Source organism: Micromonospora sp. NPDC023869 (assembly GCF_055559695.1).
Genome location: NZ_JBVHKD010000004.1, coordinates 57,913 through 83,646 on the forward strand (window position 1 = coordinate 57,913; position 25,734 = coordinate 83,646).

At 69.7% G+C, this 25,734-nt stretch carries 32 protein-coding genes and 1 pseudogene; 14 read left to right on the plus strand and 19 right to left on the minus strand.

The window, feature by feature from the left end:
* Positions 1-4 precede the first annotated feature (4 nt).
* The 10 genes and pseudogenes from ACZ31C_RS13600 to ACZ31C_RS13645 form a co-directional block, all read right to left on the minus strand.
* Positions 5-577 (minus strand): GrpB family protein, encoded by a 573-nt coding sequence (locus ACZ31C_RS13600; protein WP_465795533.1) that lies wholly within the window; start codon positions 575-577, stop codon positions 5-7.
* 92 nt (positions 578-669) lie between these two features.
* Positions 670-1,161 carry an SRPBCC family protein gene (locus ACZ31C_RS13605; RefSeq protein ID WP_465795534.1) on the minus strand — a complete coding sequence of 164 codons (492 nt, stop codon included), beginning with the start codon at positions 1,159-1,161 and terminating at the stop codon, positions 670-672.
* A gap of 37 nt (positions 1,162-1,198) precedes the next feature.
* Positions 1,199-1,843: an SRPBCC domain-containing protein gene (locus ACZ31C_RS13610; protein WP_465795535.1), complete on the minus strand. Its 645-nt coding sequence runs from the start codon at positions 1,841-1,843 to the stop codon at positions 1,199-1,201.
* Positions 1,824-2,252 carry an ArsR/SmtB family transcription factor gene (locus tag ACZ31C_RS13615; RefSeq protein WP_465795536.1) on the minus strand — a complete coding sequence of 143 codons (429 nt, stop codon included), beginning with the start codon at positions 2,250-2,252 and terminating at the stop codon, positions 1,824-1,826. The genes ACZ31C_RS13610 and ACZ31C_RS13615 overlap by 20 nt, the downstream gene beginning before the upstream one ends.
* Positions 2,253-2,361: 109 nt before the next feature.
* Positions 2,362-2,499, minus strand: a complete 138-nt coding sequence (locus ACZ31C_RS13620; protein ID WP_465795537.1) for a hypothetical protein — start codon at positions 2,497-2,499, stop codon at positions 2,362-2,364.
* 333 nt (positions 2,500-2,832) lie between these two features.
* Positions 2,833-3,225 (minus strand): hypothetical protein, encoded by a 393-nt coding sequence (locus ACZ31C_RS13625; protein ID WP_465795538.1) that lies wholly within the window; start codon positions 3,223-3,225, stop codon positions 2,833-2,835.
* Between the two features lie 216 nt (positions 3,226-3,441).
* Positions 3,442-3,558, minus strand: a pseudogene (locus tag ACZ31C_RS13630) (NAD(P)H-dependent oxidoreductase); the annotation flags it as partial.
* Between the two features lie 30 nt (positions 3,559-3,588).
* On the minus strand, positions 3,589-4,479 hold the full coding sequence (locus ACZ31C_RS13635; RefSeq protein ID WP_465795539.1) for a MerR family transcriptional regulator: 891 nt from the start codon (positions 4,477-4,479) through the stop codon (positions 3,589-3,591).
* 97 nt (positions 4,480-4,576) lie between these two features.
* Positions 4,577-4,930 carry a nuclear transport factor 2 family protein gene (locus ACZ31C_RS13640; protein ID WP_396749520.1) on the minus strand — a complete coding sequence of 118 codons (354 nt, stop codon included), beginning with the start codon at positions 4,928-4,930 and terminating at the stop codon, positions 4,577-4,579.
* Positions 4,931-4,999: 69 nt separating this feature from the next.
* On the minus strand, positions 5,000-5,659 hold the full coding sequence (locus tag ACZ31C_RS13645; protein ID WP_465795540.1) for a class I SAM-dependent DNA methyltransferase: 660 nt from the start codon (positions 5,657-5,659) through the stop codon (positions 5,000-5,002).
* A gap of 149 nt (positions 5,660-5,808) precedes the next feature.
* Between ACZ31C_RS13645 and ACZ31C_RS13650 the strand changes: the two genes are divergently transcribed.
* Positions 5,809-6,207 carry a VOC family protein gene (locus ACZ31C_RS13650; protein WP_449948859.1) on the plus strand — a complete coding sequence of 133 codons (399 nt, stop codon included), beginning with the start codon at positions 5,809-5,811 and terminating at the stop codon, positions 6,205-6,207.
* Positions 6,208-6,232: 25 nt separating this feature from the next.
* Here ACZ31C_RS13650 and ACZ31C_RS13655 read toward each other — a convergent pair whose 3' ends face one another.
* Positions 6,233-6,601 carry a cyclic-phosphate processing receiver domain-containing protein gene (locus tag ACZ31C_RS13655; protein WP_465795541.1) on the minus strand — a complete coding sequence of 123 codons (369 nt, stop codon included), beginning with the start codon at positions 6,599-6,601 and terminating at the stop codon, positions 6,233-6,235.
* A gap of 34 nt (positions 6,602-6,635) precedes the next feature.
* Here ACZ31C_RS13655 and ACZ31C_RS13660 point away from each other — a divergent pair, with 34 nt between their 5' ends.
* On the plus strand, positions 6,636-6,848 hold the full coding sequence (locus ACZ31C_RS13660; protein WP_465795542.1) for a hypothetical protein: 213 nt from the start codon (positions 6,636-6,638) through the stop codon (positions 6,846-6,848).
* Positions 6,849-6,947: 99 nt separating this feature from the next.
* Here ACZ31C_RS13660 and ACZ31C_RS13665 read toward each other — a convergent pair whose 3' ends face one another.
* From ACZ31C_RS13665 to ACZ31C_RS13685, 5 genes are all read right to left on the minus strand, one after another.
* Complete coding sequence (locus ACZ31C_RS13665) at positions 6,948-10,022, minus strand: hypothetical protein (protein WP_465795543.1); 3,075 nt, start codon at positions 10,020-10,022, stop codon at positions 6,948-6,950.
* 160 nt (positions 10,023-10,182) lie between these two features.
* The gene (locus ACZ31C_RS13670) at positions 10,183-13,038 is read right to left on the minus strand and encodes an AfsR/SARP family transcriptional regulator (RefSeq protein ID WP_465795544.1); all 2,856 of its coding nucleotides are present in this window, start codon (positions 13,036-13,038) and stop codon (positions 10,183-10,185) included.
* A gap of 213 nt (positions 13,039-13,251) precedes the next feature.
* Entirely contained in the window at positions 13,252-13,797 is a 546-nt protein-coding gene (locus ACZ31C_RS13675; RefSeq protein WP_350699425.1) for a hypothetical protein, read from the minus strand.
* Positions 13,719-14,504 carry a YfbM family protein gene (locus tag ACZ31C_RS13680; protein ID WP_465795940.1) on the minus strand — a complete coding sequence of 262 codons (786 nt, stop codon included), beginning with the start codon at positions 14,502-14,504 and terminating at the stop codon, positions 13,719-13,721. Before ACZ31C_RS13680 ends, ACZ31C_RS13675 begins: the two co-directional genes overlap by 79 nt.
* A 2-nt stretch (positions 14,505-14,506) precedes the next feature.
* On the minus strand, positions 14,507-15,703 hold the full coding sequence (locus ACZ31C_RS13685) for an MFS transporter (RefSeq protein WP_465795545.1): 1,197 nt from the start codon (positions 15,701-15,703) through the stop codon (positions 14,507-14,509).
* Positions 15,704-15,799: 96 nt separating this feature from the next.
* On the opposite strand from ACZ31C_RS13685, the gene ACZ31C_RS13690 reads away from it, so the two are divergent.
* The 3 genes from ACZ31C_RS13690 to ACZ31C_RS13700 all read left to right on the plus strand — a co-directional run bounded on the left by ACZ31C_RS13690 (position 15,800) and on the right by ACZ31C_RS13700 (position 18,088).
* Positions 15,800-16,789 carry a winged helix-turn-helix domain-containing protein gene (locus ACZ31C_RS13690; RefSeq protein ID WP_465795546.1) on the plus strand — a complete coding sequence of 330 codons (990 nt, stop codon included), beginning with the start codon at positions 15,800-15,802 and terminating at the stop codon, positions 16,787-16,789.
* Between the two features lie 117 nt (positions 16,790-16,906).
* Complete coding sequence (locus ACZ31C_RS13695) at positions 16,907-17,314, plus strand: nitroreductase family deazaflavin-dependent oxidoreductase (protein WP_465795547.1); 408 nt, start codon at positions 16,907-16,909, stop codon at positions 17,312-17,314.
* A gap of 57 nt (positions 17,315-17,371) precedes the next feature.
* Positions 17,372-18,088, plus strand: a complete 717-nt coding sequence (locus ACZ31C_RS13700; protein WP_465795548.1) for an SDR family NAD(P)-dependent oxidoreductase — start codon at positions 17,372-17,374, stop codon at positions 18,086-18,088.
* 53 nt (positions 18,089-18,141) lie between these two features.
* Here the strand turns inward: ACZ31C_RS13700 and ACZ31C_RS13705 are convergent, their stop codons facing one another.
* A complete protein-coding gene (locus ACZ31C_RS13705) occupies positions 18,142-18,663 on the minus strand; it encodes a hypothetical protein (protein ID WP_465795549.1) in 522 nt (173 codons plus the stop codon).
* Between the two features lie 81 nt (positions 18,664-18,744).
* On the opposite strand from ACZ31C_RS13705, the gene ACZ31C_RS13710 reads away from it, so the two are divergent.
* From ACZ31C_RS13710 to ACZ31C_RS13720, 3 genes are read left to right on the plus strand one after another with little or no spacing between them, the layout of a single operon-like run.
* Positions 18,745-19,542, plus strand: coding sequence for a phytanoyl-CoA dioxygenase family protein (locus tag ACZ31C_RS13710; RefSeq protein ID WP_465795550.1), 798 nt, complete (start codon positions 18,745-18,747; stop codon positions 19,540-19,542).
* 47 nt (positions 19,543-19,589) lie between these two features.
* Entirely contained in the window at positions 19,590-20,177 is a 588-nt protein-coding gene (locus ACZ31C_RS13715; RefSeq protein ID WP_465795551.1) for a GIY-YIG nuclease family protein, read from the plus strand.
* 35 nt (positions 20,178-20,212) lie between these two features.
* Positions 20,213-20,758 (plus strand): SUKH-4 family immunity protein, encoded by a 546-nt coding sequence (locus ACZ31C_RS13720; RefSeq protein WP_465795552.1) that lies wholly within the window; start codon positions 20,213-20,215, stop codon positions 20,756-20,758.
* A 63-nt stretch (positions 20,759-20,821) separates the two neighbouring features.
* Here the strand turns inward: ACZ31C_RS13720 and ACZ31C_RS13725 are convergent, their stop codons facing one another.
* Positions 20,822-21,019 carry a hypothetical protein gene (locus tag ACZ31C_RS13725; RefSeq protein ID WP_465795553.1) on the minus strand — a complete coding sequence of 66 codons (198 nt, stop codon included), beginning with the start codon at positions 21,017-21,019 and terminating at the stop codon, positions 20,822-20,824.
* A 64-nt stretch (positions 21,020-21,083) separates the two neighbouring features.
* On the opposite strand from ACZ31C_RS13725, the gene ACZ31C_RS13730 reads away from it, so the two are divergent.
* From ACZ31C_RS13730 to ACZ31C_RS13740, 3 genes are read left to right on the plus strand one after another with little or no spacing between them, the layout of a single operon-like run.
* Positions 21,084-21,431: a PadR family transcriptional regulator gene (locus tag ACZ31C_RS13730; RefSeq protein WP_465795554.1), complete on the plus strand. Its 348-nt coding sequence runs from the start codon at positions 21,084-21,086 to the stop codon at positions 21,429-21,431.
* The gene (locus tag ACZ31C_RS13735; RefSeq protein WP_465795555.1) at positions 21,428-22,465 is read left to right on the plus strand and encodes a hypothetical protein; all 1,038 of its coding nucleotides are present in this window, start codon (positions 21,428-21,430) and stop codon (positions 22,463-22,465) included. Before ACZ31C_RS13730 ends, ACZ31C_RS13735 begins: the two co-directional genes overlap by 4 nt.
* Before the next feature lie 10 nt (positions 22,466-22,475).
* Complete coding sequence (locus ACZ31C_RS13740; RefSeq protein ID WP_465795556.1) at positions 22,476-22,970, plus strand: DinB family protein; 495 nt, start codon at positions 22,476-22,478, stop codon at positions 22,968-22,970.
* A 10-nt stretch (positions 22,971-22,980) separates the two neighbouring features.
* Here the strand turns inward: ACZ31C_RS13740 and ACZ31C_RS13745 are convergent, their stop codons facing one another.
* A complete protein-coding gene (locus tag ACZ31C_RS13745; RefSeq protein WP_465795557.1) occupies positions 22,981-23,373 on the minus strand; it encodes a YybH family protein in 393 nt (130 codons plus the stop codon).
* A gap of 422 nt (positions 23,374-23,795) precedes the next feature.
* Here ACZ31C_RS13745 and ACZ31C_RS13750 point away from each other — a divergent pair, with 422 nt between their 5' ends.
* The 3 genes from ACZ31C_RS13750 to ACZ31C_RS13760 all read left to right on the plus strand — a co-directional run bounded on the left by ACZ31C_RS13750 (position 23,796) and on the right by ACZ31C_RS13760 (position 25,695).
* Positions 23,796-24,452, plus strand: coding sequence for an MOSC domain-containing protein (locus ACZ31C_RS13750; protein WP_465795558.1), 657 nt, complete (start codon positions 23,796-23,798; stop codon positions 24,450-24,452).
* Between the two features lie 47 nt (positions 24,453-24,499).
* Entirely contained in the window at positions 24,500-24,991 is a 492-nt protein-coding gene (locus ACZ31C_RS13755; RefSeq protein ID WP_465795559.1) for a GNAT family N-acetyltransferase, read from the plus strand.
* A gap of 92 nt (positions 24,992-25,083) precedes the next feature.
* Positions 25,084-25,695: a YdeI/OmpD-associated family protein gene (locus tag ACZ31C_RS13760; protein WP_465795560.1), complete on the plus strand. Its 612-nt coding sequence runs from the start codon at positions 25,084-25,086 to the stop codon at positions 25,693-25,695.
* Positions 25,696-25,734 lie beyond the last annotated feature (39 nt).

Sequence of the window (25,734 nt, forward strand, 5' to 3'; positions counted from 1 at the left end):
GGAATCAGCTGCCAGCGCCCGCTCGTCCGGGAACAGCGCGTCGAAGGATGTCCTGGATGAATGGCGCCTTACCGGACCTGTACCGGGGGCGGTCGCTGTCGTCCACGGCGGCGAGTTCCGCTTTGAGACGGGCGTACTCGGCGGCGAGGTCCGGATGGCGTCGGAGGTGATCGCGGAACGGTAGGAGGCGGCGCCAGTCCGGTGACCCGACCTCCCAGATGTGGAGGTGGTGGGTACGCCACGCCACGTCGGGAAAGCAGAACGACCACTTGCGGCGCTCGTGATCGCCCGGCTCGGGGGCGTGGACCCAGCCGATGTCACCGAGTGCTGTCACGAGGCCGGCGGTCTGGTCGTAGTCGGAGACCAGAGCGAGCATGTCGATGATCGGCTTGGCGGCGAGTCCGGGGACCGCGGTACTACCCACATGCTCGACGCGACCGACCAGACCGTTCCCGAGCGCCGCCTCGATCCGGTTCCGCTGATGGTCGAAACTGGCCGGCCAGCGTGGGTCGTAGGCAACGATCGTGATCCGATCTCGCCGCCCGGGCACGTCGTCAGCGTCCCGATCCGCCGTCATCCGCACAGGGTAGGTCGCCGCATCGACGTCATCCAGCGGATCCCACCCCGGCACCGGCCTGATCTGCGCGACAGTCCGGTCGCCGCGACAGGTCAGCTCCCGCCTTCGCGCACATCCTTCCCCTGTTCGGCGAACGCCTTGAAGTCCTGCATGTGCTGCTGCGACTGTTTGTGAAAGGCGCCGGGCATCAGGCGCCCCACCAGCCGCATCAGCAGGCCACTGAACCGGTACTCACTCTCACTCTCCCAGAGCGTCGTCTCCGGATCGACCTCGGTCAGCCGATCGCGCACGGCGCTCCACATGCCCGGGCCGACGATCTCGCGGTCGAAGTGGACGACGCTCTCTTTCGGGATCCCGTGCAGGTCCGCCGGATCCCGGCGGGTGATCGTCTCGGTGCACTCCATCTTCCGCTTCCCCGACTGCATCACGACCCGCGACGTGGTGCCGAGCTGCCCGTGTACCCCCTCCACCGGCTCGTGCAGCACCATGCCCCGCAGCCACTTCGGCAGGTGCGCCGGGTCGGCGAGCAGTTGGGCCACGCGCTCGCGCGGCAGGGCGATCTCGATCGTGTTGGTGTATTTCATCGCACAGTCTTCCTAGAGGTGGGACCAGTCAGCCCCGTCATGTCGGGTCGGGTGCGTAGAACTGCGTGGTGGCCTGCACTGCGGCCGCGACGTGCTCCGGGTCGCCACCGGCGGCCAGGTGAGCCTCGCCCCAGGCCGCGGCGCTGCGACGGATGAACTCACGCCCTTCGGGCGACTTCTGGACCGCCTCGTGGTCGGCGGCTTCGCCACCGGACAACAGCCGGGCGAGGGCGAGCAGGGCCAGGTCCCAACCAACGCCGCCGGCACCGGGGCCGTAGGTCGGGAAGAGGGGCTCCTCGACGACCGCTGCGTGGATCAGCGCGAACTCGGTGTCGCCGGCCGGGCCCGGGGCCAGGCGTACCTCCACCTCACTCGTGCCGGGCCAGGCGTCCGCGTCCGGCCCGTAGAGCCAGGACACCGTGAGCAGACGCGGCGGCTCGCACCGCAGGATCTCGCCGTGCTCACCACCGTCGAACTCGTACTTCCCACCGAGCCGCAGATCCCCGGTGACCGGCTTCAACCAGCGGTTCAGCCGCTCGGGGTTGGTGATGGCGTCCCAGACGTCGTCGACCTGCGCCGCGTACCGCCGGCGGAGCTCGATGGTGTACGCCTCACCTGCGGGCAGGCTGCCCTTGCCCATGGCCCGCCGCGCGGCGGCCAGCTCATCCAGTACGTCTTTCATGTTCCGTTCCTCTCGCTGCTGACTTTGCCCTGTCCGCACCGGTGCCGGGCTCGGCCCGCCGGGAGGTCTGCCCGCCAACCGAGTTCCGAGCTGCCCGCCGGCCCCGGGCCAGCTCGGTCTCCAGCGCGTCGAGCCGCTGCTCCCACAACCGGCGAAACCGGTCCAACCACGCGTCGACTTCGCTCAGAGGCGCCGGCTCGACGGCGTAGAACCGTCGAGCGCCCACAGCTCGCACCGACGCGAACCCGCTCTCCCGCAACACGCGCAGATGCTGTGAGACACCCGGCTGGGACAGCCCGAACTCGGCCCGGATCACCTCCGTGACCGCGCCGGAGGTCTGCTCACCGTCGGCGAGCAGCTCCAGGATGCGCCGACGTACCGGGTCGCCGAGGATGTCGAAGGCGTGCACGACCACAAACCATACCGGTCTTCACTTATATAAGCCAGCGCAGGCAACGCGGCAAGGTGTCCTCGTACTCCACGGCACCGCCGTGCCCGGACGCGGTGCCACCGATGGCTCAGTGAGAGAACGGCTCCAGACATCCGAATTCGGCAGCGGCGGTTTCGAGGACCAGCCGCCGGGGCACCGACGCGTTGCTCTTCCAGCCCTCCGGGTTGTGCGAGTCGACGGCCCACTGCTCAGTCTCGTGAGCCACCTGCTCCGCGCTGCAGCACCTGCTCACGGACGCGGCCCTGAGCAGAGGCACAACCAGCCGACGACAGCACAGCGAGGCAGGCCAGAAGACCGCAAACGACCGTGGCCGCGATTCGGCTCGAAGCGGGGGTGCGCCGATCGACATCGGTGTCTCGGGACATAGCCCAGAGATACGCCGGTGCCCGGCGCGGCACATCCGTCCGCGTACCCAGGACAATGCCAGAGAGCAGTACGACGGTCCCGCGCGCGGCGTGGACCTGGCGGTGGAGACAGCAGTGAGAGAGCTGGCCGACTTTCCGGACGCGTCGGGTGGCCGGTGTGGCTGATGCAGTTCTCACAGGTGGTCGAATTCGCCCGTACGGTTTCGCCACGCACGGAGGACCAGGTACACCGGATACACGGCGAGAAACAGGCCGAGGTAGAACGCCGCCGCGCAGATCAGGATGGTCGACACTCCGGACCGGTAGGCCACGTACCCGAGAAGCCCGGTCGACGAGAGCGCCATGGCCATCTGGAGGTAGGGCGGAAGTGCGTCGCTGAGCCTCGCCCAGGGCCTGATACTGGTGGCGAAGAGCGCCGGGGGCCCGAGCACGGTCACAATGAAGACGGCCCACCAGCGCGACTCGTGCACCACGATCCCGTTGATGAACACCGGAACGGCGATGATCAGAATGTGCAACGAGTACGTCAGCATCTCGGGGAACCACTCCTCGTACCGGGAGGACATCGGCCGCGCCAGGTTCGACGTCTTCGCCGTCGGGAGACGCAGGTCGGCTCGCCGGCGGCGACACACTCAACAGCAATGACTCCCATCCATTGTCTTCACTGTCGAGTACGTTCCACAACGAGAATCGCCGAACGACCCCGGTCTGCCGTCCGGTTCGCCACCCCAGGTGGTGTGCGCACCGGCTCCGCCGCGAACGCCTCTCCGTTCCCGGCGGGGTCAGCCCCGTACGTCAGGTGGAACCCCTGACTGCCCGGCACCTCCAGGCCCCTCTTTCAGTCGCAGTGACGGGATCTCGTAATCGCCGTGATTCTGGCGATGGAACGCGACCGGTTGTCGGGCCACGTCAGTGCCAGGCACAGGCGATCAGCTGTCCGCGGAGTGGGTGTCGGCAAGGGCCTCGCCGAAGAGCCGTCCGGCGAGTTCCACGCAGCGCATCCGGGCAGGAGAGAAGTCATAAGGCATCTTGGTGATCGCCGTCGCGGCACTCATCTCTGTGCCCTCCTCCCCTGTCAGGTCGGCGTCGTAGATCTCGAAGATCTTCTCACCGGCCGCGTCGAGACCAGCCGCCTCGATGGCCTGATTCAGGGCCATCAGGTGAGCGCATCGCTGTACGGCGAGCTCTTCGACGCGCGGGTCGTCGGGTTCGACGCCGTCGTCGAGGGCGGCCTCGGCCGCCTCCAGACGGTCCTCCTCGGCCCGCAGGTCAGGGTGGGTCGCCAGCACGATGAACGTGCCGGCCTGGATGGCGGCGCCCAGCGGCCCGAAGATCCGTTCTGTGACCAGCAGGGCGTCCAGATCGGAGGGGCGCAACGCGCCCGGGGGCAGGTGGCTGAGCCGGTCCGTGACCAGCTCGGAGAGCAGCCCCAGCGGGCTGCCCAGCGCCTGTAGGCGCTGGACAGCCACGCGCCGACGTGTGATGACGGCCTCCTGCGCCGCCAAGTTTTCCTCCAGCCTGCTCAGGACCGACTCGATATCCGGGACGTGGTCCGGGGCTTCGTCTCCAGCTTCGTCCCGGGCTTCGCCGAAGGCGGCCCGCATGTCGTCAAGGCTGATACCGGCATCAGCCATTCTGCGGATCCACAGCAGGCGGGTCATGTCGTCATAGCCGTAGCGGCGGCGGCCGTCCCCGCCGCGCTCGGGCTCCGGCAGCAGACCGATCTCGTGGTAGTGGCGGATGGCGCGTGGGGTGGTCCCGGCGAACGCAGCGGCATCACCGATCTTGACCTGCCGGGGAGGCGTGAGAGAGGGGTACATCGCAGACAGAGCCTTTCGTGCTGTGGTGCCCCGACCTCACCACATGCCGCTACGGCATGTGCAACAACCCGATCCAGGTGCCACCGGAGCCAGGCACCTAGACCGGTACGAAGGTGGCGGCCAACACCCGCCAGTCGCCATCCTCACGCACCCACAGTCGGGTGTAGCGCAGCCGCGCGGACATCACGGCACCGCCCTGAACGGCATCCACCGCGGCGACCATGCGAGTCACCCCGGTCTGACCGTCTTCCTGGACGTCGAGCGACTCCTCCACCAGGCTGGTGATGCGCAGTGCACCAGAGCGGTAGCTCTCCAAGTCGTCTTCCTTCGTAAAGACCGCGCCGTCCGGTCCGGCACCCACGACCTGCGGGTGCAGTAGCGCGTCGAGGGACTCGACGTCGGCGGCGCGCTGGGCGGCTTGGAGTCGCCGTTCCGCAGTGAGGAGATCCATCCACCGATCCTCCGCAGCGCGCCGCAACAGGACAAGCGGGTTCGCTCGCGGCAGAAGGACGGGAAGGACTCAGAGTGCTCGGGCCAGCATGATCGCCTGGTCGTCGCGTTCCTTGCCCTGCGCCCGTCGCACCAGGCGGCACACCTCGCGGAGACCGACGGCCTCGATGTACGAACTCAGTTCGTCCGCCGTGTACAGATGGCGCTGCAGCTCGATCTCATGGCCGAACTGACGGTAGGCCCCGGAAGCATCGCGCGTGCCCTGCCCGGACTGAAATCCGACGAGCAGGTGGCCGGCTGGACGGAGAACCCTGGCTGCCTCCGCGAAAATGCGCGCCTGCCCAGCGGGCCGCGTATGGATGATCGAGTACCACAACATCACGCCGGCGAACTGGTCGTCTGGGTACGGCAAGTCGGTCACCGAGCCCACCGTGAACACCAGGCCGGGATGGTGACGTCGGGCCACGGCGACCATGCCCGGCGACAGGTCGACCCCCATCACCGAACAACCACGTTCAACGAGGTACCGAGTCATCCGGCCGGTGCCACATCCCGCGTCCAGGACCCGTTCCTCGTTGCCCACCGCCGCAGCGAAGGCGTCGACCATCGCCAGGTCGAGCGCCGGCTCCCAGCGGGTGTCCGGCAGGTGGGCGGCATAGTCCTCCGCCACGGTGTCGTAGGCGCGCCGCACTCCGCAGGAGTCCAGAGGTTCTGGTGGAGAGGACGTCACCTCGCGGATTGTGTCACCAGCCGGTCCTGGCCCGGCCCACCGACATCCCGTTCCACCTTCCGCCCGCCGACAGAAAGCACGCCGCCTGAGTAGTCTCGTCACGCGATCACTCCGCCCCGCTGACCCGCCTGCGTGTGCGACAGTGATTCATGCCGTTGAGCGAGCACCACCTCAGGACGTCGATTGCCGTGTCCGACATCCAACGGGCGGTCGCGTTCTATGAGGGCAAACTCGGCCTACAGGCGTTGCAGTCGGGCCCCAGCGCGAATATCGCCGACGGCAGCCGCGTCTATGGTGCCGGCGGCGTGGCGGCCCTGAATGTGTACCAGTCGGTCACTGCCGGCACGAGCGCGGCGACGCTGGCGACATGGTACGTCGATGACATCGACCGAATCGTCGACGAGCTCGTCTCGTCCGGCGTCGATCTCATCCGGTATGACGGGCTCGACCATGACGCCAAGGGCATCACCGCTCGGGCCGGCGGTGGACGTATCGCGTGGTTCCAGGACCCGGACGGCAACACCTTCGCGCTCGAAGCCGACGTCTGACCGCGGGGCGGGGCATTCGTCCCGATCAGCTCGCCGTCGGGTCGCCGACATAGCCGACGTCCGTGGAGCCTGACGCGACCTGAACGCGGTAGCCCCAGTGCCGGAGAACCTGCGCCATCTTCGCGACGCCGGCCGGATTAGCGGAGTGCACATAGACAGCTCCGATGTCGAAGGGGCGCTTCTCGAACGCGGCCCGTTCCAGGATCTCCACCACCGGCCAGATCGTGTCGTCCCCACCCAGGTCGTGGTCCAGCCACAACTCGTCCACGCGCCCGTCCCGGTACCGACCGAGCAGTTCCACTCCGGCAGCACTCGTCCGGGCCACCTCGGCATCGCGCCCGTCGACGAACGAACGGAGGTCATCGACCAGGACGATCGTTCGACGGTACTCCACGTAACGATCATGCCGCGTACCCTCGCGTGCCGCCATGCACATTCGCCGCCTGCGGCCAGGTGCGCGTCTCGGCGTCGCGGCGTACGGCGAGTTCCGCGTCGACTGGGTACGCACCGTCGTGCTGCTGCTGACCCTGTTCACCGGCGGACTACTCGCGGTGGCGTACCTGGTCCTGATACTCGTTCTCCCCGTCGTCCCGACAGTCGCCGAATATGAGCGCCGACGGGACGCCCCGCGATACCCCTGAGCGGCCGAACGTCGCCGACTGCCCAACGCCCTGTGTAAGAGCGGTCACGACGGGAGGGCACATCCGGTCGACCGGGTGTGCCCTCCCGCGCTGCCGGGGTCAGCCCCGGGCGATCCGGTCCGCAGTCTCGATGCTGCGCAGCGCCAAGTCCACCGCCGGCAGGCCCTCGACGTACTCACCCTTGTCGCGCTTCTCCGACCACACTTCCAACCGACCCATCATGGTGTCGGTACGGTCGTAGGTGAGCCACTCCGCGCAGTACGAGATCGGGTCCGTCCTGGCGGGGTTGGCGCAGCTGAACCTCACCTGGTTGGCCCTCGGTCCCTCGATCGTGCCCCGCAGGGTGCAGGGCGTCTTGTCGTCCAGGCAGTAGTTCGCCCGGGCCTGTTGGAACGAGTCGGTGATCATGTTCAGCCCGTTCAGGTCTGCCGGGAACCGGTCGACCCCGAGCAGATTGAGCGCCAGCACCTCGTCCTGGGTCAGGGCGGTGGCGAAACCCAGCTTCAGGTACGCCTGCATCAGCCGCGCCTGCGAGGTCAGTTGCGTGTTGAGCCCGTGCAGGGTCTCCACCTGTGGGTTGGCCGGGTTGGGATTGGCCAGTTCCGAGGTGATGGTGCTGTAGTACCGGGCGCCCTGGCCGTAGAACCAGTCCCGCGACCGCTTCCGCGCCTCCTCGGTCTTGTCGACGTAGGTGGCGGACCGTTCGAACTCGCCTCGGTAGGTGCTGTTCCACTTGGCGAGTTCCTGGTCGATGAAGCGGCACTCCCCGCCGGGCAGCGTCTCGTGCGTCCGGCAGATCACGCCCTGCGGAAAGACCTTGCTCCATTCCCGCACGGTCTGGTTGCCGCCGTTCCAGCGCTGCCGGACCTGGAACTTGATTTCCAGGTCTGCGGTGGTGACCTCCCAGCCCCCCATGTTCCGGGTCAGCACGTTGACCCAGTCGGAGTCGTGGCAGAGGGTCACCTTCGAGTCCGGCTTACCCCACTGGGCCACCCACAGCTCCTGCGGCAGATCCGTGTAGCGGACCTGGGCCGGCCGGCTGAGGGCCGGCAACGTGCCCGCGCAGGACGGGACCGTGGTCGGCTCGGCGATCGGCTTCTCCTTCGCCGGTACGGGCTGGGTGGCGCTGCCGAACATGTCGTGCTGGCCGCCCTGGGCGATCTCGGTCCGGATGGTCGACATCCGCTGCGCCATCTGGTGCGCCGTCTGGCGGTACGCCATAATCGCGTCGTACAGGAAGTCGTTCATCCAGCGCGGGTTGTCGCTGGTCGGTTTCCTGGGCGCGCTGAATGCCTTCACCGCCTCCTGAATCGCCTCGCCGGAGGCGACCACATCCGCCACCTGACCAGTGACCCGGACTGCGTGCTGCGGGTTCTGCGCGAGCAGCATCTGATAGCCGGTCGCCGGCAGCAGCCACTTCTCCGGGTTCGCCGGGAGACCCACCGACCCGCTCAGCTTGCCCCGCCGCACCGCCTCGTCGTGCAGGTAACCGATCGAGCCGTACGGGCCGTACAGGTCAAGGGCGGCATCCGGGTCCTCCGGGGCATCCGGCCGGTTCGGACTCCGCGGACCAATCGGGGCGGCGAAGAGCAGCGACTTCGCCTCGTCGGTCATGTCGAACCGCAGGGCGCTGGAGACGGGCGCGTAGTGATTGACGTAGTCCATCTCAAGGCCGAACTGGGTCCGGTAGCCGACGAACTCGTCGACTAGCTCCTTGGTCTCCTTGATCTTCTTGTCCCGCTCGACGTTGAGCAGCAGGCTGCCCCAGAGGTCGATCCGCTCGGTGATCCGGGCGAGCTGGGTGTTGATCTGCCGCAGCTGCGCGTTCGTCGCGTTCTGCAGGGTGACCACGGTCTGGAACTGCGCCAGCATGTCGATGTAGATACCGGCCAGCGCCTGGTCGATCCGGTCGAAGCGGGTGTTCATGTTCTGGTGCAACTGCGCCACCTGTTGACGCAGGGCGACCAGTTCCGCCCGGATCGCCGGGTCCGGGTTCGTGCCGCCGCCGAAGAGCGGCAGCAGGGCGGAGATCGCGCCCGCGATGTTGCCGGCAAGCGCCTGGGTGGTCACCGACGCCAACACCTTGCCGAGGTCCTTGGACGCCGCCGTGCTCTGGTACCCGTTGATCGCGGAGGCGATCTGGATGACTCCCTTGCCCACTCCGGAAATGACCTTGCCGGCCGCCGGATTCGCGAACCCGACAAGCAGCGCCAGGATCTCGAACGCGCTCGCCGCGTGGTTGATCCACTGCTGGGCACCAGCGCTCTTCGCCATCGTGGCCTGGTAGACCTGCTCGCTTGGCTTGGCGGCGCCGTTGCGCAGCGGGTACTGCTCCGACAGCGCGTGCAGGTCCTCGTTGTAGCCGCGGATCTGGGCGTTGGCGCGGTTCAGCAGCTGCGCGGCCTGTCTCTCGCCCTCCTGGGTCCACCAGTCCTTATTGATCTGGTTCTCCATGATCGCAGGAAGGTCCACCCAGTTCGCCAGTTCCGGGTCCGCGCTGAGGGTGGCGATGTCGGCGGCGGCGTCCACGTCGTACCGGATGCCGACCTGGGCGTTCCAGGCATTGCGGAACGCGGCGTCGGACAGCGCGAGGGCCTGCACGGACTGCCAGACCTTTTCCTGCACGCCGTACTGCTGGAGGTACCACGAGTGCTGGAACTGCGACGCTTTGATCTGGTCGAGCATGTCGCCGTAGTTGGCCAGCTGGCTGCCGACGGTGGCCTCCAGCATCTGCTGCATCACGGGCGAGTTCTTCACCGCGCCCGGAGCAAGCGCGGTCAACTCCAACATCCGCAGCGCGAACTGGTATGCCGGCCGCTGGAGGTCCCCGGGGGTCAGCTGGCTGTCGTAGTGGCTGCGCAGGGCCACCACGTGCCCGGTGAGCTGCTGCGCGGTCGCATCAGGGTGGGCCTGCCGGAAACCGACCAGCGAGGCGCTGGTCATCAGATCCTTGAAGCCGTCCACGCCGGCCAACCGGGCCCGCATGTGCAGGCTGAACAGGCCGGCATGCAGCTCCTCGGTCTTGATCATGACCCGGGTCACCTTGTTCGCGGCCGCCGACGGGGCCACGGCGAACCCGGCGACGGTCATCGCCACCGTCGCGACCAGCGCGGTGAAGATCCTTCCCCCACGTCCGCCGGTTCGGCGAGGTCGACCGATCAACGTCAACCGCACCTCGTCACCACCCGGCTCGAAGCCCCCACGGTTACTTGTCCTGCCATCTCCTGCATCCCCAATCTGCCTGGTCGCTGACGACCGTCGTCCACCCTGGGGCGTGGCATTGGGAATCCACTGGGAACCGAATGGGAAGCCCTGGCGTGGGTCCCCGGGGCGCCTACCGCACGTCGGCGACCAGATCGGCCAGGCCAGACCAGGTCAGCTCCCGACCACGCGCCAGCCCGGCTTGGTACGCCTCGGGATCGAGGGCGGCGGCGACCGCTGACGTGTTGGCCGGGCCGTCGTGCGGGTCCATCTGCTCCGGGTGGTATCCGATGCTCTTGCCCAGGGCCTCCACCGCTCCGAGCAGTACGGCGCCGGTGTCGGCCCGGCCGGTCCGGCCGAGCGCCCCGGCCAGCGAGTGCGCCAGCGCGAGCCAACTCGGGGGGTCCTGCTCGGGGTCGACGTCCCGGGCCAACTCCGCCAGGGTGCGCAGCGCCCGGTCCGGCTCACCGAGGTCGGTGCTGACCTTGCCGTCCATCCACCCGGACGAGAGCACCGCCCACTGATGGCCGCAGGACCGGGCCAGGGCGTTGGCCCGGGTCAGCTCGTCACGGGCCCGGGCCAGGTCCCCGCAGGCCCGGCTGAGCTGGCTGCGTACGGTCAACGCCTCGGCCTGCGCCCACGGCTCCCCGACCAGGTCCGCCAGCCGTACCGCCTCGTCGGCCAGCGACAGTGCGCCGGCCACGTCGCCTCCGATGGCGGTCACCGAGGCCAGGTAGATCGCGGCGGTGGTGTGTGGGTGTCGGGCCCCGACCCGAGCGCAGAGCCGCGTCGCCTCACCGAATGCGGCGACGCTGCCGGCGTGGTCGCCGCTGAGGTATGCGCAGCCGCCGATGGCCATCAACAACCGAGCCCGGGCCAGAACCCACTCGGCCGACTCCCCCGCACCGGTGGACGTCTCCGTTGCCCCGGTACGGCGGGCGTCGAGGGCGGCCAGGGTCCGTCCACCCCAACGCTGCCCCTCGGCGATCTGGCCGGTGCGGTACCAGAACCAGGCGAGGGCCCCGCAGATCCGCGCTGCGGTGAGGTCCTCACCGGCGGCGAGGGCGGAGGTCAACGCGGCCCGGATGTTGTCGCGTTCGGCGCCGAGTCGCCGCAGCCACGCCGCGCCGTCGGCGGTCGGTAGCCGCTGCTCCCCGGTTTCCACCAGGCCCACCAGCCAGCGACGGTGCCGGGTCAGGGCTTGCGCCTGTTCGGCACCGACCAGCAGCGCCGTCGCGTACTCGCGCACCAGCTCCAGCATCCGGTAGCGGCGCGGGACGGCGGCGGTGTCGGCGATCACCAGTGACTTGCGCACCAACCCCAACAGGGCCGGCACCGGCTCCGGCAGCTCGGGGCCGCCGCCGACCTGCCGGACGGCGTCCAGGTCGAATCCTCCGTCGAAGACGCAGAGCTGCCGGAACAGCGCCTGTTCGGTGTGGGTGAGCAGCTGGTAGCTCCACTCGATCGCGTTGCGGACCGTGGCGTGCCGATCCTGGTCCCCGGCTATGCCGGTGGTGAGCAGGCCGAGCCGGTCGTCAAGCTGGAACGCGATCTCCCGCAGAGAGAGGGTCCGGCACTGGGCGGCGGCCAGTTCGATCGCCAGCGGCAGCCCATCCAGATCCCGGCAGACCTGCGTGGTCAGGGCCGGATCCGGCTCGCCGGCCCACTGCGCCAGGTTGGCCGTGTTGATCCGGTTCACCAACAGCTCGACCGCCTCGGCCAACGGCAACGGCGCAAGCTCCAGGACCGCCTCACCGGGCACGCCCAGTGGCTGCCGGCTGGTGACCAGCAGGCGCAGTCCCGGACACCCTCCGAGGACCGTCCGGGCCAGCTCCGCGACCCCCGGGATCAGATGCTCGGCGTTGTCCACGACCAGTACCGCCGCCCGGTCGGCGAGCCGCTGGGCGAGTTGCCCCGACGTGGCGATGCCGGGTAGGGAGAGCACGTCGGACACCGCGCGGGCGACCTCCGCCGGGTCACGCAGACTGGCCAGTTCCACCAGCCAGGGCCCGTCCGGGTCGGCGCGGCCCCGACAGTGCTCCAGCACCAGCCGGGTCTTGCCGACCCCGCCCGCGCCGATGACAGTCACCAGGCGATGCTCGGCGAGGGCCCGTCCCACCGTCTCAAGGTCGACCTGCCGGCCCACGAAGGACGACAGCGGCGTCGGGATGTTGCGCCGAGGTGGAGCGAGCACCGGCGGCCGACCGGGCGAGGTCCGGGGTAGTTCGAGGCAGGCGTCCTGACGGAGCACCGCCGCCTCCATCCTGCGCAGTTGCGGACCGGGGTCCACGCCGATCTCGGCGATGAGCTGTTCGCGGGCCCGGCGCAGCACGGCGAGGGCGTCGCCCTGCCGCCCGGCCCGGTAGAGGGCGAGGGCGAGCAACTCCCAGCCCCGTTCACGGAGTGGCTGATCCACCACGAGGGCTTCCAGGTCGCCGAGTACCCGCTGGTGGTCGCCGTTGGCCAGGGCGACCGCCAGGCGCTGTTCGCGGGCGGCGGCGTGCAGGGCGTCCAGCCGGGCGATCTCGGCTACGGCGAAGTCCGCGTCGACGAAGTCGGCGTACGCGGGGCCTCGCCACAGGCCCAGCGCTTCGTCCAGCGTCGTCGCCGCGGTGCCGAAGTCGGCCGCCGACGCGGCCCGGTCGCCTTGCACCACCAGCGCGGTGAACCGCTCCGCGTCCACCGAGGCAGCCGGGGCCCGCAGGGCGTAGCCCGGCCCCTCTCGTACCAGGATGCGGGCCGGCGTACGGGCTGCCCGCCCGGGTTCCAGCGCGCGGCGCAGGCCAGCGACGTACCCGAAGAGGGTGGCCTGCGTCGGTGGCATCCTGTCGTCCCACACCTGCTCCATCAGGCGTTCCACCGACACGATCCGTCCACGGGCGGCGACCAGGCAGGCGAGGACCTTTCGCTGACGGGGTCCGCCGAGGTCGGCGGGGTGGTCGTCCACGCTCGCCACGAACGGACCCAGCACCCCGAAGGCAAGACGCATCGACACTTCTCCGGCCACCCCATGCCGTCACGCGCGATCAGGCCGATGATCACCGTGGTGGTTAGCGGCCCACCCCGTACACCGTTGGTGGGAGTGGATCTCGCAGACCGACCGATCGCAAGATCAACAGAAGCGCCGACCCTACCATGTGGACGATGTCGACCGGGCCAGTCTCCATCGGCTGACAGACCGGCCCCGCAGCGCCCGACGGCCTCAGTTCCGGGCCGAGCCCGAGGCGTCGGGCGCCCACCAGCGGGCCGTGCCGGGCGGGCCACCCTGCTGCGCCTCGATCGCCCGGATGTGCCGGTACGCGATCCACAGCGGCGGGAACGCCCCGACCGCGAAGGACAGGTCCACCACCGTCCAGAACCACGGGATCTCCCGCAGCGGGCCACAGATCAACGCCAGCGGCACGATCCCGACGCAGGCGATCATGCCGAGTTGCACCACCCAGACGTTTCGCACCGGATCGCGCAGCGGTCCCCAGAACGCCACCGCGAGCACCAGGTGGGCGAACGCGAGCCAGTCGGTCCCGTACCGCATGAACGGATGGCGCTCGCCGGTCTCGACCAGCCCCACGTGGACCCGCTCGATCCAGCCGACCAGTGCCGGAAGCTGGTCGGCGAAGGGGTCGGCCGCCCGCAGCAGCCAACGCACCTCGATTTCGAGCGGGAACGCGGTCACCCCGCTGAGGAACAATCCCACCACCACGACCCACAGCCAGCCACGAATCCGCCGTAGACGTGTCTCGATATCCACACCGTCAGGTTAATGGGGTGCAGGAACGTCGGCGGTGCCGCGGCGAGGCTCAGGCGGCGATCCGGATGCTGAGCTGAGCGCCGAGCTGGCGGAATCCCAACGCCTGCGCCACTCGGCGCGACGGCTCCGGTCGCGCCCGCCACCGCGGCAGCAGACGGTGGTGCAGAGCGTCCGCGGTCACGCCCACCGAGTGCACCACCGGCACCTCGTTCGTACTCCGAGAAGCCTGATCGCAAGCTGCGGGCGTCCGGCAGGAAGTGGGCCGCCCACTCCAGCGTGCCGCGACGCTCCCAGATGCCGGGGTAGACCTCTGCCCGGTTCAGCTCCTGCGGGTCGACGCCTCGGACGAGGTCGTCCTCGGTGAGCGTGTCCAGGGCCGAGGCCGCAGCCGCCACCTGGTCCGGGGTCAGATACGAGGGCGGCCCGTAGCCCCAGTCGTCTTCGAGGTTGTCCAGGAGGTCGAACATCTCCTCGCTGTCGGGTTCGACGTCCGGCGACTCCACGAACTCCTCTGCGCCCAGCACCAGCGGAATCTCGAAGCCCAGCCGGTCGAGGAGGAAGTCGAGGCCGTGCCAGGCCTTGTCGGTGGTGGCCCAACGGTCGGAGTCGTCGTTCCGTGCTGTCCTGGCGATGTCGTAGGCCCAGGCGAGGTCGGCCCGGGCCCGCTCCAGGTCGTCCGGAGAAACCCGCAGCCAGTTGCCGTTCATGCTCACGGCACCACCCTAGGGACCGCCTGTGACAGCACCCTCGCCGTGTGGCGCAGCCTGGGCGTGAGAAGTGCGGTCACCAGCAGGGACGACAGGGCCATCAGCACCATCGCGGTGGACACCGGTATCCACTGCGCCAGCGCACCCGCGACCGACGCCGCGACCGCCTGCATGGTCATCATGCCGGCGGAGTGCAGACCGAGCGCCTGGCCCCGCAGGTCGTCCGGGGTCAACGCGATCAGACGTTCCTGCAGGAGCAGGTCGGCGCTGAACCCGAACGACGCGGCGGCGACGGCGACGGCCGCGACGGGGAGCGGAAGGTGGGCCGCGAAGAGCAGGTACGGCACGGCCAGCAGGACCTTCATCGGAATGATCACCCGAGCCCGCCACCGGGGTGACAGGAACCTGCCGACGATCACGTCTCCGGCCAGCATCCCGACGGCGCCGAAGACGAACAGCACCCCGGCGGTGTCCGGCGCGTACGGGATGAAGATCGCCTGACAGCCGACCACGAGGCCGTTGGGCACCCACATCGCGAGGTAGGCGTACCGGCGGGCGGGCACCGACCAGAGCTCGACGTTGACCCGCCAGGTCTGTCCCACCGACGGTCGACCGAGGGCCCGCGGCGGCCGTGCAGCGAGACCGAGTCGTGCGGTGATCGTGGCGACGAGGTACAGGGCGGCGCCGAGCAGCAGCACCCGGCGGGGTGAGGTGACCGCGATCAGAGCGCCGCCGAGGGCGTACCCGCCGATCTGGGTGGCCCCGAGCGACATGCTCATCACCGACCGGCCGAGGACGTAGCCGGGTCCGGGCACGATGTCGCCGAGCAGCCCCCAGCGGACGCCACCGGCGACGGAGCCCACCAGGCCCTGCGCGGCGATGACGCCGAAGATCACCCAGAGCGGCACGCCGGGAGACGCCATGGCCACGCTGCCCAGCCCGAAGAACAGGCCCGTGACGGTCATCGCGGCCCGAGGCGGCACCCGGTCCGCGACGCTGAGCAGGGTGACCGCGCCGATGACCTGGGCGAAGTGGGAGCCGAACAGGCTCAGCGCGGAGAGCAGCGGCGATCCGGTGGTGGAGTAGACGAGAATGCCGAGAGCGAGGCCGGTCACGGTCCGGGCTGCGGTCTGCAGGAATACCGTGGCGAAGAACGGTGTGAATTCGCGGGTCTGGAACAACTCCCGATAGCTGTGCATGATCCGGAGTGTGGTGAGCATCGATCCGGGCGCGGTAGGTTTTCGTCTCCGCACGAAAACCCGGCGGTCCCAGGTCTACGGGAAATGGGGGGGCAGGTGGGGATCTGGCGCATCGGCGCGGAAGCCCTCGCCCGCAGCCGCTTCACCGTCTCTGCTCTGACCGAGACGGTCGCGGCCTTGAAGTCCCTGCACGCCGGGGTGTCGTTGCCCGGTCAGCGCGCATGGCTGGAGGCCCACGTCGGCGCCTACCGGACCCGGATAGCGAATGACCCGTTCGCTGCGGCGCTCGTGCGGGCCGCCTTCCGGCCGAGGTGGTTGGCCGGCTTCCTGACACCGCCGCCGGACCACCCCGACGCCACCTTCACCGACGAGCTCCGCCGGGTCCGCGCAACCTCGCTGGAGGTCGCCCGGCACGACCTCAGCATCGGTACGGGTACGCCGCTGCCCCCGGAGCTGCTGAGCCCGGACCTGCCGTCACGGTCAGCCGACCTGCTCGACTGGATCTGGACCCACACGGTGGCATCCGACTGGCCGCGCCGTCGGCGCGTTCTGGAGGCCGACATCGTCGCTCGGACCGACCAACTCAGCTCCGGCGGATGGGCCTGCGCGCTCGACCGGATGCGGCCGGGGATGCGCTGGCTCGGCGACGGTCGGCTCCAGGTCAACACCTACGACCTGCCCACAGAGGACCTGGCGGACGCACCGCTGCTGTTCATCGCGAGCAGCACCCGCCGGGGGTGGCTCAGCTCGACCAGGCCCCATCGGTACGCAGTGGTGTATCCGTGCTCCGCGATGCTGGCCGACCCGTCCCGCAACCCACCACCGGAGGCGCTGAGCCGCCTGCTCGGGCCGGTCCGCGCAAAGATCCTCACTCTGCTGGACGCTCCGAAGAGCCCGACCCAGTTGGTCGCTCTGACCGGATACGGCTTCGGGTCCGTCGGGGGGCATCTCGATGTCCTGCTCCAGGCGCAGTTGGTCGGGCGACGGCGGTCGGGCCGGTCGGTGTTGTATTTCCGCACGCCCGGCGGTGACCTGCTGGTCGAGCTGCAGTCCGCCACCGTCCCGCGCGGCCGAGGCCCAGTTTGACCCGATGCCGCCTCCGGACGATTGGCCGTCGCCGCTCACCCGCGTCGCCGTGTCATCGACCGTCAGGACTGACAGAATCGTGGTCACGGAGCCGACGTACGGGGGCGAGGGGAATCCATGAGCGACTGGAACGAGAAGATCATCGCCGAGTTTCGCGCCAACGGTGGGCAGGTGGGTGGCCAGTTCGCGGGTGCGCCACTGCTGCTGTTGCACACGGTCGGCGCCAAGAGCGGCCAGACGCGCGTGAGCCCGATGATGTACCAGAAGCTGGACGGCGGCTACGCCGTGTTCGCGTCCAAGGGCGGGGCTCCCACCAATCCCGACTGGTACCACAACCTGGTCGCGCATCCGCAGGTCCGGGCGGAGATCGGCACCGACACGGTCGGGTTGGTCGCCCGGGTCGCCGAGGGGAACGAACGGGAGCGGATCTGGAGCGCGCAGAAGGCCGCCTACCCGGGCTTCGCCGACTACGAGCGCAAGACCACCCGCCAGATCCCGGTCATCGTCCTGGAACCGGCGCCGTAGGCAGACACGACACCGCTCCTTGACCTCAACCTGAGTTGAGGTGCTTCACTGGCGGCCATGGATCTTGACGGTACGCGCGTCGCCATCACCGGCGCGGCACGGGACACCGGCCGACTTCTCGCCGAGGCGTTCGCCGAACGGGGTGCACAGGTCTTCCTCTCGGCCCGCGACGTGGTGGCGGCGCAGCACGTCGCGGATGAGATCAACCGGCGCGGAGTGGGCCGCGCCGAGGCCTTCTCCTGTGACCTCGCCGCGCCGGACTCGGTACGGGGATTCGCCTCGGCCGTGGCCGACCGGACCAGTCATCTCGACGTGCTGGTCAACAACGGCGCCCCCTACATCCACGGTGACGACCTGGGCGACGTCGCGGACGACACGATCGAGAGCGTGCTGGCTGCCGGCGGGACCGGCACCGTCCTGCTGACCAAACACCTGTTGCCGCTGTTGCGCGCGTCGACCCGACCCGACGTCGTCAACATGATCTCCGCGTGTGGCGAGGTGGGCCAGCACCGGTCGGGCGCGCATCCCGCGTTCTACGCGGCCAAGCACGCCCACGCCGGGTTCGCCGAGATCCTCTCGCACCGACTTCGGCCGGAAGGGATCCGAGTGATCTCCCTGTTCCCGCCGGACTTCGTCCAGGACGGACCGCGTCGGGCCGACAGCGACCTCACCGCCCAGTCGGTCGTCGACTGCGTCCTGTTCGCCGTGGCGCAACCGCGTGACTGTTTCATCCGCGAGTTCCGCTTCGAGCAGGTGAGCGGTTCACACTCCTGAGAATCCATCCTTGCCGCCGTGGCCGAGACCTCGCCCAGGACAGGCACCGTCGGTCACGAGTCGCGGCGTAGTTCCCGGAGTACGCCGTGCCGACGCAGGGCCCAGGTGAGACGCCGGACGCTGGCGTGCCGGACGAACAGCACCGCCGCCCGACGGATCAGTCCGAACCGATTGTTGCTCTGCTGGTCGTCGATCGCCTGCCAGATCAGCTCACGCACCCGGGCGCTTTCCAGGGCCGCCCGCACCTCGCGTCGTACCGTGGGGTCCTCGGCCGCCGACGCGATGGCCGCCGCCTGACCCGGTTGCTTGACCAGCGGTTGCACCGCGGCGACGAGAGGGCGACGCACCTCGTCGTTCTCCAGCAGCAGCAACACCGCTTCCCGGATCTCGGGCGCGTCCAGGCCGGTACGCAGCAGCTGCAACAGGCTGCGTTCCACCTCGTGGTCCTGGTCCGCCACGGACAACCTCGCCAGCAGGTGCGTCACCTCGTCGAGATCGACCAGGTGACGCAGCCCGTCCCGGAACTCCGGCAGCTCCCACGCGGCATGGAGGGCCTTGACCAGATTGCGATCCATGGATAGCCGCTACCCGTTGCCGCCGACCGGTGAAACCCCGCCGGCCCACCGCATCAGTCCTGCACGGCTACGCTGCGAACCATGACGGCACGCGAGGTCGTAACAGTGATCGACGACGATCCCGACGTCACCTTGGACGCGCTGCAGGGCGACGGCTTCGTGGTGCTGCCGGGGGTGTTGTCCGGTGCGGAGCTGGCCGCAGCCAGCGATCACGCGGACGACCTGCTGCGCGGGGTCGGCTGGAGCGACAACGACTTCGACGGCCGGCGCACCCGCCGCGTCTATTCCCTGCTGAGTCGCCCCGGCGCTCTCGAACCGTTGCTGCTGCATCCCGAGGTGCACCGCCTCGTCACCGCGTGTCTGGGCGAGGTGTACCAGTTCGGCATGCTGTTCCTGTCCGCCGTGGACCCGGGCCAGGGTGCCCAGGCGCTGCACGTCGACGCGGGCGTCTATCCCCTCCCCCGGCAGGTGGAGGCGGAGACCAACGTCATCTGGGCGCTCGACGACTTCACCGACAGCAACGGTGCCACCCTGATCGCCCCGGGCAGTCACCGCTGGGCCGACGGCCGCCGTCCGCAACCGCACGAGCTCGTCCCGGCGGTCATGCCCGCCGGCAGCGCGCTCGTCTACAGCGGTCGCCTCTGGCACGCCGCCGGACACAACGCGGCCGAGACCACCCGCCGAGCCCTCATCTGTGAACACGTCCTGCCCTGGCTCCGGCCCGCCGACAACCACATCCTGGCCACCGGCGTCGAGCAGCTCCGGCTGCTGACCCCGGCGCTACGCCGCCTGGCCGGCGTGGCCCCCGCCAGCGACTATCTGGGTCTCGTCGCGGGCCAGGACCCCGAGCAGTGGCTGCGGCAGACGGCGGCCGGCTGACCCCGGCGCGCCCGACCTCGATCGCCCCTGGACCTAGGATGGTCTCGATGACCGTTCCCCAGGTACGACCCGACGACCTCCCCTCCGACGACGAACGAGTCGAGGCAGCCCTGCGGCTGCTCTCCGGCGCACCGGTCGAGCTCGATGTCGCCGCCAAACGGCTCAGTCGGGGCAGCGGCGTCTACGCCTGGTGGGCCGACCCGCTGGTCCTGCCCGATCTCCCCGGGCCGCCGAACGAGCACGTCCCGTCGCTGCGGATGCTGTATCTCGGACGGGCGACCAGCCTGCGGGGCCGGATCCTGCGCAACCATCTGCGGCGGTCGGGCAGCTCGACGCTGCGCCGGACGCTGGCCGGGCTGCTGGTGGCGGAGGAATATCGGACGACGTGGACCGACCGGGTCGTCCTGGTGCCGGAGGACGAGGCACGGCTGACCGCGTGGATGACCGCGCACCTGCGGTTGACCTGGGCCGAGGACCCGGAGCCCACGACCATCGAGGCGGAACTCGTCCGGCGTCTGCACCCGCCGCTCAACGTTCACGGCGTCGACCCGGAGCACCGTCAAGCGGCCGTGGTCGCCGCCAAGAACGCGTACAACGCCAGCAGCCAGCCGGACCAGCCCGCACAGGCCCCCTGACCGGCAGGCGGTCGGCGAATGAGCGGGGCAGCGACATGAGCGGCCACGCACGCAGCGGCATCACCGACGCAGAGGTCCGCCAGGCATGGGAGGGCCGGCTCGCACCGGTCGTCCCCGCGCTGGTCCCGGCTGCGATACCACCGGGTACCCGCAGATTCCTCACCGAGGTCGGCCTACCCACGGTCGAGGTGCTCAACGTCTACTTCCCCGAGGGTGGCCACCTCCCTGACCCGGTACGCCAAGGGCAGCTCCAGTTCCTCGTCGTCACCGCCGACCACTCGCACGTCTGCCTCGCCGTCGAGTTGTCGTCCGAGCAGGCGTACGAGTTCGCCGCTGCGGCAGCGCACCACACCCGTGTGATCAACTCCGACATCGCCGCGCTGCTCTACTTCCTCGGCGTGCTGCGAACGACGATGTCCCGCCTGGACGACCTCGACGAGCAGGGACTACTCGATGCCGAGATCCTCGCCGAGGGCATGGCCGGCATCCGGGCGTCCCTGCTCGCCCGCGACCCCACGGCCGGATACGGACAGACCCCGTGGACGCTGCTGTTGGACGACCTCGAGTCGCAGTTCGGGTGATGGCCGCCGGCTCGTGACGCGGTGCGGCCGGCGGCTCCACCGCTCAGCATGCACCGGGAGGTGTCAGGCAGACGGGTCGGGGTCGGGCTGCGGCGGGGTCCGGGTCAGGACGGCGTACCCGTGGTATCCGGGGCCGAGCACGACGATGGTCGCCCGATGGACGGGCGGGGCGCCGAAGGCGCTGCTCTGCACCGCTGGGACCACCGGAGCGAAGTCCGGTCCGCCGAGGTCTCCGGCGTCTGCCGCGTCACCGTCGCCCATGACCACTCCCGCACGTCGTCGATTCCTGCTCCCATCATATCTTGACTACCAGTATATTAGGTGGATGAGTTCTCGGGCGATGACCGAACCGGCCTTCTTCATCCTCACCGCGCTGCTGGACGCCCCCCGTCACGGCTACGGGATCGTCGCGGAGGTCGCCGAACTGTCCCAGGGACGGGTGCAGCTGAAGATCGGCTCGCTGTACGGGGCACTGGACCGGCTGGTCGGCGACGGCCTGGTCGAGTTGGACCGCGAAGAGGCATGGCAGGGACGACTGCGCCGGTACTACCGGCTGACCGAGCCCGGCCATGATGCCCTCGATGCGGAGGCCCAGCGACTCGCCGCCAACGCGCGCCTCGCCTCGACCCGGCTGCGCGACCGACGTAACCCGATCACAGGAACGTCCTCGTGAACCGGCTGGAGGAGCGCTACCGGCTCGTCCTGCGGCTGCTGCCCACCGCGTACCGGCAGAAGTGGGAGGACGACATGGTCGCCGCCTTCCTGGACAGCATGGACACCGGCGACCCCGAGACCACCGAGTACCTGGCCGACTACGGACGGCCGAGCCTGTCGGAGGTCGCCAGCATCGTGTCCCTGGCCGTCCGGCTACGCCTCGGCGGCGCGGACGCGTCACCCCGCTCGTACGCCTGGGGTCAGGCCGTGCGCCTGGCGACCCTGATGACGATGCTGACCCACGCCGTCATGGTCACCGCCGGCATCGGCGTCACGCTCTGGCTCACCGGGAAGATCGCCTGGCTGCCCGTACCGGCCTCCGACTGGACACCCGCCACGTCGTCGAGCGTCTGGCTCACCACCTGGAATCTCGCCGGCTACGCCTGGCTGCCCGCCTACCTCGCGCTGGTCCTCGGGCAGCGGCGCGTGGCCCAGGCCATCGCCCTGATCGCCGTGGTGCCTCCCGCGATCACCACCGTCGTGACCCAGGCCGCCGGAGACACCCCACTGTCCGTGTCCCCCTGGGCGATGCGGCTCGTCGACGTGCTGCTGCTCCTGGGCATGACGGCCTTCCACCCGGGCGCCCCACCGGTGTCGCGTCGACCGTGGCTACTCGCCCTGCCGATCGGCATCCTCCTGGTTCCCGTACCGCTGTTCACCCTCCAGGCGGTCGAACCCGCGCTACGACTGCTGGACTGGCCGGGCCTGTCCTGCGCCGCGGTCACCCTCGCCATCGCCGTCCACCTGACCGCACGCGGACCGCACCGTCCCGCCCGCGCGCTGCCATGGTCACTGGCGCTCACCCTGCTCGCCGCGGCCACCGTCGCCCTACGGGCCGCGACCCTGCCCGACTACCACCACCAGGTCCAGCGCACCGCACTCACCACGATCGCGTCCGTGGAGGTCGTCGCCGTCCTGGCAGTGGGCGTACCCCTCGCCGTGCTGGCGCTGCGCGCGCTGCGCCGACTCCCGCCGGTCGCCGCCCCGACGTAGGGTCGGATCCATGCTGGAGTCGCAACGCGAAGGTGTCCCCCTCAACGACGGCGGCGAGCTGGACACAGCGCTGGCGTTCCTCGCCTTCGCCCGGTCCTGCGTCCTCAAGAAGGTCGACGGTCTGGACGACGAACAGCTACGACGCCGTCTGGTCGCTTCCGACACGACGCTGCTGGGACTGGTCCGACACCTGACCGACGCCGAACGATACTGGTTCGGATACACCCTGGCCGGCGACGTCCGCCACGCCGACGTCGACTTCGACATGGTGGTCGAGCCGGACCTCACCGGGGCGCAGATCGTCGACGACTACCGCCGCGCGATCGCCGAGAGCGACGCACACATCCGCGCGGCGGACGGCATCGACAGCCGCACCGCCCAGCCGGTGGACGACGGCCCGCGCACCCTGCGCTGGGTGCTGGCCCACATGACGAGCGAGACCGCCCGACACGCCGGGCACGCCGACATCCTGCGGGAACTCGTCGACGGCGTCACCGGACGCTGAGCAGCCCCGGTCAGCTCTCGGCGGCCGGGTCGGCGGTCGACTGCGTCGGCCAGAAGGGCCACTCCTCGAACGAGACGCAGCGACCGTCCTCGGCGAAACGCATGATCCACAAATCGCGGTACTCCTGGGGGACCCGGTCGCCGTAGCGGACCTCCAGCCGCGCCACCGCGGTGTCGCCCTCCACGGCGACGATCTCGCTGGTCATGCGGAACACCTCGTCGGGGCCGGTCCGCTCGCCCTCCCACATCGCGGCGATGGCCTCCAGGCCGACGACCGGCTTCCGGTACGGACCCTGCTGGTAGCTCGCCTGCGGCGTGAAGATCGTCGCGAGTACGTCTGTCCCCGGCGTCCGCCACGCCTGTTCGTAGGCCGCGAGCCAGCCGGTCACCTGTTTCCTGTCCACGGGTGCCAGCTTCCCACTCGACCGGCGGCCGACGGTGATGTTCGGTCACACCGTGACACCGACGGGGCTCATCGCCTCGGGCCCGTCGGCGAACCCGCGAGACTACCCACCGCAACAGTCGGACCCACATCGACCACCGGTGCGCAGCGTCGACCGGCGTACCGGCGAACAGTGCCGCCCTGTCCAGGCTGTCGGTCATCAGCGCCGCGTGCCGCGGCCGGTAGATCAGCGGGTACGTCAGGGCGGCGGGCCAGCGCATCCGCGCCACCAGTGAATGCCGGAGAACGCATTCGTCGCCGGCCGCCGGGATCAGCTCGTACCCGTGGAAGCCGTCGAAGCCACCGCCCTTCCCGCCCCGCACCCGGGCGTACGCGAGAAATACCCGGCGCGGCCCGACCCGGACAGCCGATAGGTTGCAGCCCATGGGCAGAATCCTCTCTGTCAACCTGGCCGTGCCGGAGTGCAGCACCGCCAAACGGGTCGGCATCACCGGCATCAACAAACAGCCGTTCGACGGCCCCGTGGCGGTCCGCGCACCCGGCCCGAAGACCACCGGGCTGCACAGTGGACTAGTCGGTGACCAGATCTTCGACATCGAGCACCACGGCGGTGACGACCAGGCGGTGTACGCGTACGCCCGCGAGGACTACGACTGGTGGGAAGCCCGACTCGGCCGGGTGCTGCCCGGCGGAATCTTCGGCGAGAATCTCACGACGGTCGACGTCGACGTGAACGGCGCGGTGATCGGCGAGAGATGGACCATCGGCGACGACCTCGTGCTGCAACCGACCTTCGGTCGCATCCCTTGCGTCACGTTCCAGGCCAAGATGGCAGAGCCCCACTGGCTCAAGACGTTCACCCGCGAGAACCGTCCTGGCGCCTACCTGCGCGTCCTGGAGCCCGGTGAGGTCCGTGCCGGTGATGCGGTCACCGTGACGGACCGGCCAGCCCACGGCGTGACGATCGCGGACGCCTTCCGCGCCTACATGACCGAGCCGGAACTGGTGCCCACGCTACTGGCGATCGACGGCCTACCCGACGACCTGCGGGACGTCCTGGGCGGGCGACTCCGCACCTAGACGCTCGGGGCCCTCCTGTGCCTGGGCAGTGTGCCAGCATCACTTCCATGTCTGAGCTGACCGTCCGGAGCATGACCGAGATCGAGTTCGGTCAGTGGTACTCCGGCCTCGTCCGCGCCTACGCCGACGAGCAGGTGGCGGCTGGGAACTGGTCCGCCGAGAATGCCCTGGAGATGGCCCGCCACAACAACGAGACTCTGTTGCCGAACGGCTTCGCCACCGCCGGCATGCTGTTCCTCAAGGGCGAACTCGACGACGGGACCGCGGTCGGGGTGCTGTGGATCGGGCTCACCCATCCTCGGGGCATCTCTGACTGTGCGTTCCTCTACGACATCGAGGTCGAGCCGACGCATCGTGGTGCCGGATACGGGCGCAAGCTGCTGGCGGCCGGCGAGGACGTCGTCCGCCGGCACGGCGTCTCGGCCCTCGAACTGAACGTGTTCGGTGACAACGACCGTGCTCGGGGGCTCTACCAGAGTTCCGGCTACCGGGTGGTCACGCAGCAGATGCGCAAGACGCTGACCGGTGATGCGCGGTGAGCCGTTGCCGCGATTGCTCGCGGCGGTGCCGGCCGGCCCGACGCGACGGTGGGTGACGGTGCCACTCCGGCGAAAGGGGCTAGCCTACGGACATGGCGAGCGCTGAGCTGGACGAGTTGATCGTGGCGGACGCCGAGGAGTTACGTGCGTGGTTGTCCGCCAACCATGCAACGTCGCCCGGTGTCTGGCTCGCCCTGACCAAGAAGGGTGGCACGGTCACCACCCTCACCTGGCAGCAGGCGGTCGACGAGGCCCTGTGCTTCGGCTGGATCGACGGGCAGGCCAAGAAGCGGGACGAGGAGAGCTCCTGCATCCGGTTCACTCCGCGCCGGCCGCGCAGCATCTGGTCCCAGCGCAACGTGGCGCACGTGGCGCGGTTGGAGGAGCAGGGGCGGATGCTGCCCGCCGGGCGGGCCGCCGTGGAGGCCGCGAAGGCGGACGGGCGGTGGGCCGCCGCGTACGCCCCGTCCTCGGAGGCCGAGGTGCCCGAGGACCTTCTCGCCGCGATCGCCGCCGAGCCCGCCGCCCAGGCCATGTTCGACGTGCTCACCAAAACCAACCAGTACGCGTTCGTGCACCGCCTCAACTCCGTGAAGCAGGCCCGGACCCGGGAGCGGAAGATCGTCGAGTTCGTCGCGATGTTGGCCCGGCACGAGACGTTCTATCCGCAGAAGGCCAAGCCGCCGCAGTCGGCGTCCGCCTGAGCGCCTGCTGGCGGTGGCTGACGGCCGGGCGCACTATCG